Genomic DNA, 882 nt, shown 5'->3' on the forward strand with positions numbered 1-882 from the left:
CCTGACGGCTGACGGCTACGAGATGACTTAGCAGGTCAACTACTTGCCGCCGTTTCTACTCACCACCCAACTGTTGGATTTGTTGGTCGAGTCCCGGGCCAGTGTAATCAATACGGCCAGCGGGGCGCATAAATGGGTTCGCAATATCGCTATTGTCGACTTCGAGAACACCCAGGGGCGCCGTCCCATCGTCGCCTATGCCATTTCGAAGCTGGCAAACATCTTGTTCACCAAGGAATTACATCGGCGCTACCATGCCGACGGGCTCTCGGCCGCAGCGGTACACCCCGGCGTGGTCGCCACCAATTTCAGCCGGGCCTCGGGTTCACGGGCTTTTGCGTTCCTGGAAAAGCTGTCACTTCCGCGACTTTTTGCGACCGCAGAGCAGGGAGCCGCTCCGCTGGCTCGGCTCGCGTCAAGCACACCCGGTATCGATTGGCGGCCAGGCGAATATTACGTGAAGTGCGAGATCGGGAAAGCCAGCCGCTCGGCCTGTGACCCGCACCTTGCCAGAGACTTGTGGGATCGAACTCTGACAACAATAGGCCACCTGTAACAGCATTTTCTCCATGTCCGCTGGTGCAGATTTTGGAACACCATGTTCGCCGAACCCAGCACCATCTATTTGTGATCACGTCGTGGATTTATAAGCGGTGTCGAATTCTAGCTGTCATAGTCGGGCATCCCCCCGCTGCCGTATACGAAGGTGTGCCGCTGACGGCCCTCCTAGTGATTTCGCCGGACGGACCATCCCGATGTCGCGACCAGCCCAGACTGGTACGGGCTCCGAAACGAGCGGTATTTCGGCTCTTCGCAGATGAGGGTGTAGAGGTGGTCGGCGCGTCGTTGCCGGGATAGGGGTCGAGGTCTTCCGAAGATGAG

At 58.4% G+C, this 882-nt stretch carries 1 protein-coding gene; it reads left to right on the forward strand.

Annotation, left to right across the window (positions count from 1 at the left end; translation table 11 throughout):
• The first annotated feature begins 43 nt into the window (after positions 1–43).
• A complete protein-coding gene (locus BST40_RS28280) occupies positions 44–556 on the forward strand; it encodes a Rossmann-fold NAD(P)-binding domain-containing protein (RefSeq protein WP_083156611.1) in 513 nt (170 codons plus the stop codon).
• The last annotated feature ends 326 nt before the right edge of the window (positions 557–882 follow it).

Source organism: Mycobacterium persicum (assembly GCF_002086675.1).
GTDB lineage: Bacteria > Actinomycetota > Actinomycetes > Mycobacteriales > Mycobacteriaceae > Mycobacterium > Mycobacterium persicum.